The organism is Streptomyces sp. BRA346 (assembly GCF_052851135.1).
Window position 1 is genome coordinate 1 of the sequence record NZ_JAIWIH010000113.1, and the last position, 3,955, is coordinate 3,955.

The 3,955-nt window shown below is 73.3% G+C and carries 1 protein-coding gene; it reads right to left on the reverse strand.

The window, feature by feature from the left end; all coding sequences use genetic code 11:
- Positions 1 to 3,955: type I polyketide synthase (locus LCH29_RS43545; protein ID WP_446467218.1), on the reverse strand; the 3,955-nt coding region annotated here is incomplete at both ends.

Genomic DNA, 3,955 nt, shown 5'->3' on the forward strand with positions numbered 1-3,955 from the left:
CGGCTGCACCACGTCGACACGGTCCAGCGAGGGCGCGTCCGGCGCCTGCCGCACCACATCCAGCAGGCTCCAGTCCACGAATCCGGAAAGCGCCGCAGCGCACTCCGCCATGCGCTCGGCGAACACCGGCGAGGCATCCAGCAGCTCCACCGCCATCCCCGCCCACTGCGAACCCTGACCGGGGAAGACGAACACCACCCGGCCACCAGCCCCCGCAGCCGTGCCCGTCACCAGCCCGGGAGCCTCCTCGCCCCGGGCCAGAGCAGCGACACCGGACGCCAGGCCGTCCCGGTCTCCGGCCACCACGACCGCGCGGTTCTCGAACACCGCACGTCCCGAGGCCAGCGACCAGCCCACGTCCACCGGCGACAACTCCGCGTCACCCTCGACGTGCGACAGCAGCCGCGCCGCCTGCCCGCGCAACGCCCCGGCGCCACGGCCGGAGAACACCCACGGCAGGGCGGCGGGTGGTGCGCTGTCGGCCTTCTGCACCGGCTCCGGCTCGGGTGCCTGCTCCAGGATGACGTGCGCGTTCGTCCCGCTGACGCCGAACGAGGACACACCCGCCCGCCGCGGACGCCCCTCGGCCTCCGGCCACTGACGCGCCTCGCTCAGCAGCTCCACCGCACCCGCCGACCAGTCCACCTTGGACGACGACTCGTGCGCGTGCAGCGTCTGCGGCAGCACACCGTGCCGCATGGCCTGCACCATCTTGATGACACCGGCCACACCGGCGGCGGCCTGCGCATGCCCGATGTTGGACTTCAGCGAGCCCAGCCACAGCGGCTGGCCCTCGGCGTGCTCCTGGCCGTACGTGGCGATCAGCGCCTGCGCCTCGATCGGGTCGCCCAGCGTGGTGCCCGTACCGTGCGCCTCGACCGCGTCCACGTCCGCCGCCGCCACACCCGCATTCGCCAACGCGGCCCGGATCACCCGCTGCTGCGAGGGCCCGTTCGGCGCCGTCAGACCATTCGACGCACCGTCCTGGTTCACCGCCGAGCCCCGGACCACCGCCAGCACCTCGTGGCCGTTGCGCCGGGCGTCGGACAGCCGCTCCAGCAGCAGCATGCCCGCGCCCTCGGCCCAGCCCGTGCCGTTGGCGTCGTCCGAGAACGCCTTGCACCGGCCGTCGGGCGACAGGGCCCGCTGGCGGCTGAACTCCACGAAGGTCGTCGGGGTGGACATCACGGTGACGCCACCGGCGAGGGCGAGGGTGCATTCGCCGTTGCGCAGCGCCTGCACCGCGAGGTGCAGGGTCACCAGGGACGACGAGCATGCGGTGTCCACCGTCACCGCGGGGCCTTCGAGCCCGAAGGTGTAGGAGACCCGTCCCGAGGCGACGCTGCCCGCACTGCCGTTGCCGATGTAGCCCTCGAAGCCGTCGGGGGCCGTCTGCATCCGGGAGGCGTAGTCGTTGTACATCACGCCCGCGAAGACGCCCGCCCGACTGCCCCGAAGCGACTGCGGATCGACACCCGCCCGCTCTATGGCCTCCCACGAGGTCTCCAGCAGCAACCGCTGCTGCGGGTCCATGGCGAGGGCCTCGCGCGGCGAGATCCCGAAGAACTCCGGGTCGAACTCGGCCGCGTCGTGCAGGAAGCCACCCTCCCGGGCGTACGTCTTGCCCTGCCGGTCCGGGTCCGGGTCGTACAGGTTCGCCATGTCCCAGCCGCGGTCCACCGGGAACTCCGAGATCGCGTCGACGCCGCCCGCGACCAGGTCCCACAGCTCCTCCGGGGACCGCACACCACCGGGGAAGCGGCAGCCCATGCCCACGATCACGATCGGGTCGTCGGCGGCCGCGACCGCCGAAGCCACCGACACCACAGCCGTCTCCGCAGCACCGAACAGCTCGGCGTGGAGGTGCTGGGCGAGGGCGTTGGGGGTGGGGTGGTCGAAGACCAGGGTGGCGGGCAGTCGGAGCCCGGTGGCGGCGTTGAGCCGGTTGCGCAGCTCCACGGCCGTCAGCGAGTCGAAGCCCAGATCCTTGAACGCCCGGCTCTCGTCGACCGCGCCCGCCGAACCGTGGCCCAGGACGATCGCGACGTGTCCGCGCACGAACTCCAGGAGTGCCGCGCGCTGTTCGTCCCCGGAACGCCCCGCGAGGCGCTGGCCCAGGCCGCCCGAGGCCGCCGTGGCCCGTGCGCGGCGTACGGGGCCTCGGACCAGTCCGCGGAGGATGGCCGGGACGGTCCCGTCCGCCGCGCGCAGCGCCGCCGTGTCGAACCGTGCCGCCAGCAGCAACGCGTCATCGGCCGCGACACCGGCGTCGAACAGCGCCAGCCCCTCGTCCGACGACAGCGCCCTCAGCCCGGAGCGGGCGATCCGCGCAAGGTCCGCCTGGCCCAGCTCGCCCGTCATGCCACTGTGCTGCTCCCACATCCCCCACGCGAGCGAGGCCGCGGGCAGCCCCTCGGCGCGGCGTACGGTGGCCAGCGCGTCCAGGAACACATTCGCCGCCGCGTAGTTGCCCTGGCCTGCGCTGCCCAGCACACCGGCAGCCGACGAGAACAGCACGAACGCCGACAGGTCCAGCTCACGCGTCAGCTGGTGCAGATTCCACGCCGCGTCGACCTTCGGGCGCATGACGCCCTCCAGCCGTTCCGGCGTCAGTGCCGAGACCAGCCCGTCGTCCAGCACACCCGCCGTGTGCACCACCGCGCTCAACGGATGCTCGGCCGGAATCCCCGCCAACAGCCCGGCCAGCGCCTCCCGGTCGGCCACATCGCACGCGGCCACCGACACATCCGCACCCAGCCCTGACAGCTCAGCGACCAGCTCCGCCGCGCCTTCGGCGTCCGCGCCACGACGGCTCACCAGCAGCAGACGCCGCACACCGTGCTCGACCACCAGATGCCGCGCCACCAGGCCGCCGAGGGCTCCCGTGGCCCCGGTGACCAGCACCGTTCCGTCGCCATCAGGGCCGGTCCAGGTCGGAGCACCGCCCTGCCCGGACGAAGCGCCCGAGGCCAGTCGCGGTACGTACACCACGTCACCGCGCACCGCGAGCTGCGCCTCATCGCCCGCACCCAGCGCCAACGCCAGGGCAGCGGAGGGCGCGTTCTCGTCGTCGGTGTCCACCAGCAGGAATCGGCCCGGGTTCTCCGTCTGCGCCGACCGGAGCAGCCCCCATGCGGCGGCCGCCGCCAGATCCCGCACCGTCTCCCCGGCCTCGACCGCCACCGCGCCCGACGTCACCACCGCCAGTCGCGCCCCGGCGAACCGCTCATCCGCCAACCACGCCTGCACCAATCCCAGGGCACGCCCGACCGCCTCATGCGCGGCCCAGACCGTGTCCCCGGCAGCCGACGCCGCGAACGGAACCAGCACCGCGTCCGGCACCGAAGCCCCGGCCCCGACAGCCGCGCTCAACGCCTCCAGATCGGCGTACGCAGCACCTTCCGCCGAACCCACCACGGCCACATCGGCAGACGCCACCGCATCCGACGGCACCGCGGTCCACTCGACGCGGAACAGCTCGTCGTCCCGCCCGCCACCGGCCAGCTGCTCGATATCCACCTCGCGCATGACCAGGGACTCGACCGCCGCGACGGGCTGCCCGGCACCATCCGCGACCGTCACCGAGACCGCGTCCGTACCGGCCGGTGCCAGCCGCACCCGCAGCACACCCGCTCCGGCCGCGTACAACGACACACCACGCCACGCAAACGGCAACCGCGCCCGGTCCTCGGAGAAGAAGTCGCCGAACTTCACCCCGTGCAAGGCCGCATCCAGCAGCGCCGGATGCACACCAAAGCGCGCCGCTTCCTCCTGCTGCTCCTCGTCCAGCGCGACCTCGGCGAACACCTCGTCTCCGCGCCGCCAGGCCGCCCGTACGCCCTGGAACACCGGCCCGTAGCCATAACCAGCAGCGTCGAGGTCCGCGTACATGCCCTCCGCGGACACCGGCTCCGCGCCCACCGGCGGCCACACCGCCAGCTCATCGGCCACCGGC